This is a genomic window from Devosia sp. (genome assembly GCF_034675085.1).
Lineage (GTDB): Bacteria > Pseudomonadota > Alphaproteobacteria > Rhizobiales > Devosiaceae > Devosia.
This window is the reverse complement of record NZ_JAUCDN010000380.1, coordinates 1-2887: the sequence shown is the minus strand read 5'-3', so window position 1 is coordinate 2887 and position 2887 is coordinate 1. Positions and strand designations below refer to the sequence as shown.

4 protein-coding genes are annotated in these 2887 nt (G+C 62.6%); 2 read left to right on the top strand and 2 right to left on the bottom strand.

Annotated features, from left to right (window positions below):
- The coding region (gene recR / locus VDP82_RS16595) for a recombination mediator RecR (RefSeq protein ID WP_323015938.1) at nt 1-503 on the top strand (503 nt) is incomplete at its 5' end.
- 160 nt (nt 504-663) lie between these two features.
- Here recR and VDP82_RS16590 read toward each other — a convergent pair.
- Nucleotides 664-1155: a hypothetical protein gene (locus VDP82_RS16590; RefSeq protein ID WP_323015937.1), complete on the bottom strand. Its 492-nt coding sequence runs from the start codon at nt 1153-1155 to the stop codon at nt 664-666.
- Nucleotides 1156-1237: 82 nt separating this feature from the next.
- A complete protein-coding gene (gene rmuC, locus VDP82_RS16585; RefSeq protein WP_323015936.1) occupies nt 1238-2647 on the bottom strand; it encodes a DNA recombination protein RmuC in 1410 nt (469 codons plus the stop codon).
- A gap of 34 nt (nt 2648-2681) precedes the next feature.
- On the opposite strand from rmuC, the gene VDP82_RS16580 reads away from it, so the two are divergent.
- A partial coding sequence (locus tag VDP82_RS16580) for a peptide deformylase (protein ID WP_323015935.1) occupies nt 2682-2887 on the top strand: 206 nt, incomplete at its 3' end.

The following is a 2887-nucleotide window of genomic DNA, read 5'->3' as shown; positions in this document are numbered from 1 at the left end:
TCCAGCTCATCAAGAAAAAAGAGCAGCTGATGATTCCGCTTTCGGCCGCGCTCGATCGCGCCGTAAGTGCCGTCAGGACCTGCGAAATTTGCGGAAACATCGATACGGCCAGCCCGTGTTCGATCTGTACCGACCCGCGCCGCGACGCCGGCATTTTGATCGTGGTGGAGGATGTCGGCGACCTCTGGGCGCTGGAGCGCGCCGGGGTCGGCGCGGTCAAGTACCATGTGCTGGGCGGGGTGCTCTCCCCCCTTGACGGCATTGGCCCCGATGACCTCGCCATCGACGCCTTAGTGGCTCGTGCGCCTCAATTTTCCGAGATTGTCCTCGCCGTCAACGCCACCGTCGAAGGCCAGACCACGGCCCATTACATCACCGACCGTCTGGCCGGCGCCGCCGTCCGCGTCACCCGTCTCGCCCATGGCGTTCCGGTGGGTGGCGAACTCGATTATCTCGATGAGGGCACATTGAGCCAGGCCCTGCGCGCCCGCACCGAAATCTGATTTAATTAAACCATCCCCGCACCTGTCATGCCGGCCCTGAGCCGGCATGTTGCAGGGCCTGTGGAAAATTGCGGAGACGCTGAGCCCTCTTAACCTCTCCCGTCGGGGGAGAGGTCGGCGCGCAGCGCCGGGTGAGGGGGCCTTATACCAATTCTGCGGGTTAGTGCAGGTCCGGGTCGGGGCGGAATTCCGGGCCCCCATCCCACTCGCGTTCCTCAAGCAGGGCATCTTCGTCGTCCTCGACAAAAGAATCCTCATCCCCTTCAATGGCTTGCCGCGCCTCCTCGTCATCGGGCGACAGCAGGTCCAGCCGGTCCTCCGGGTCATTGTCGAAGCTGGTGTCGAGCCCGGCATAAGCGCTGTTGTCCTCGGCATTGGCCATGGTCGCGCTCAATTCGTCGATCGCCCGGTCGATTTCCTCCAGCATGGCGCCGGGGTCGTCCCCACCCAGATCGCCGCTTTCCCGCGCCGCCGCCTCGTCGCGCAATTCGCGCAGCCGCGCCAGCCGCTCGCTGGCGGAACGGTCCTCGCCGTAAAGCAGATCCTCGATCTCGCTCTGGCTATAGGGCTGGCTTATCCCCGGCTGGTCGGCATTGTCGAAACTGGTCCGCTGCGGCACCATCGTGCCGCGATGGTCGTGATGCTGGGCCATCTATCCACTCCATCTGGTCCGCAGGATGGAAGGGAAACGCCGCAGTATCCTCCGGGTTCATCCATCGGGCATAAGTGATCGATCAGGACAGATCGCCCGGCTCGACCAGTCGCAGGGACGGGGTTTCCTCCTCCCCGCCATCCCAGCCGGAAGGCAGGCTGCGATTGGTCTTGGCGCCAAGCTCGCGCAGCATTTCCACCTGACGCACCACATTGCCCCGCCCGCTGGACAGTTGTCCCTTGGCGTCCTCGAAGCTCTGCCGCGCCTTGTCCAGATGCCCGTCCAGCCGGTCCATGCTGGAGAGGAAACCGGCCACTTTCTCGTAAAGAGCCCCGGCGCGCTCGGCGATTTCATCGGCATTGCGGTGGCGCTTTTCGATGTCCCACACATTGCGCACCGTGCGCAGCACGGTCATCAGCGTGGTCGGCGTGGTCAGCATCACGCCCTGGCTCATGCCGTAATCCACCAGCTTGCCATCGGCCTGGATCGCCGCCGCCAGCGCCGATTCGATGGGCACGAACATCATCACATAGTCGAGGCTGCTCTGGGCGTGGCGATGATAAGCCTTTTCGCCCAGCGTCTTGATATGGGTGCGCACCGAAAGCACATGCGCCTGCAAATGCTGTTCGCGCATGTCGTCCTCGGCATTGGTATAGGCCTCGAACGCGGTCAGCGACACCTTGGAATCGATGACCAGACGGTCGTCATTGGGCATCAGCACTTCCACATCGGTGCGCAGCCGCGCCCCGTTATCCCCGCTATGGCTGGTCTGTGTTATATATTGTTCGCCTTCGCGCAGTCCCGAGCGTTCGAGAATGGTGGCGAGAATCATTTCTCCCCAGGCGCCCTGTGTCTGGGCATTGCTCTTGAGCGCGCGGGTGAGGTTCTGCGCTTCGGTGGTGATTTGCAGATTGCTCTCGGCCAGGGCGCGGATTTGTTCGCTCATTGCGGCCCGGTCCTTGAGCAGGCCGGAGTGGAATTCGCCGATCTTTTCCTGAAGCGGCTTGAGCAGGACGTCCACCTGCTCGCGGTTCTGCTTGGAAAAAGTCTCGCCATGGCTCTTGAGCACGTCGCCGGCTATGGCCTTGAATTCATCGGTCATTTGCTGGCGCGCATCGACAAAGCGGGCGAGGTTGGCTTCCGATTGCTTGACCTGCTCGGCCAGCCGCGCGCGCAGTGCCGAAAGCTCGGCATAAAGATCGCTGCTCTTGCCGCGCTCGGCTTCGAGTTGGTCGTTAAGTCGTTCTCTTTCCTTGAGGATTTGAGCTTCCATTTCCCGCATGCGGGCGTCGCGCTCGGCGATCTGGCTCTGGAAATTGCCGCGCAACTCCTCTGTCGCCTCCCGCGCCGCCCGGCGGGCGTCCTCGGCGCCGCGGCCCATGGCCCGCAAGATGAGGCCGAGCCCCGCCAGCGCGGCAAGAATGACGCCGCCAAAGAGGGCCGATTGCTGGGAAATATCCCAGCCACCGAGGGAAAAGAGCACGCTGTCCATGCTTCCTTCTTAGCGCGATTCGTTTGTTCGCGGAATGTTCCATTCAAAGCCAGGACGAGAGTTGACCCGGCGCGCGGAAATACCATATCGAGAGGCAAATCCCATTCTTCGGACATCTGCCATGGCCATCCGCCCCATCCTCGTTCTTCCCGATGCGCGCCTGCGCGCCGTTGCCGATCCGATCGTGGAAATCGACGATGAAATCCGCACGCTGGCCCAGGATATGCTCGACACCATGTA

What these genes read in the sequence shown, in the direction of transcription:
- rmuC (WP_323015936.1), bottom strand. Translation starts at nt 2,647, where the DNA reads ATGGACAGCGTGCTCTTTTCCCTCGGTGGCTGGGATATTTCCCAGCAA.
- VDP82_RS16590 (WP_323015937.1), bottom strand. Translation starts at nt 1,155, where the DNA reads ATGGCCCAGCATCACGACCATCGCGGCACGATGGTGCCGCAGCGGACC.